Raw genomic sequence first — 424 nt, forward strand, 5'->3', positions numbered from 1 at the left:
GTGTTGTTCGGACAGGTACTGCTCCAGCAACGCCTCGCTGCCGGGCGCCAGCTCATATTTGAGGAGTTTGGCTGCCTTGGCCGGATCGGTCTCCCCCAGCCCATAGCTGGGGCACCAGTTGGCCACCGGGCAGGCGCCGCAGGCGGGCTTCCTGGCGTGGCAGACGCGGCGGCCGTGGAAGATCACCCGGTGGGACAGCATGGTCCAGTCCTTGCGCTCGAACAGCTCCCCCACGTCCTGTTCAATTTGCACGGGATCCTCGGACTGGGTCCACCCAAACCGCTTCGCCAAACGGGCGAAATGCGTATCCACGGAGATGCCCGGGATGCCAAAGGCATTGGCGAGCACCACATTGGCCGTCTTGCGGCCCACGCCGGGCAACGTGACCAGGTCTTCCATCCGGCCCGGAACCTCGCCGTCAAAG

At 65.3% G+C, this 424-nt stretch carries 1 protein-coding gene; it reads right to left on the minus strand.

The window, feature by feature from the left end:
• Positions 1 to 399: endonuclease III domain-containing protein (gene nth, locus GVN67_RS29325; RefSeq protein WP_408906374.1), on the minus strand; the 399-nt coding region annotated here is incomplete at its 3' end.
• Positions 400 to 424 lie beyond the last annotated feature (25 nt).

It is taken from the genome of Roseomonas sp. 18066 (assembly GCF_902706185.1).
In the GTDB taxonomy this organism is placed as follows: domain Bacteria; phylum Pseudomonadota; class Alphaproteobacteria; order Acetobacterales; family Acetobacteraceae; genus Pseudoroseomonas.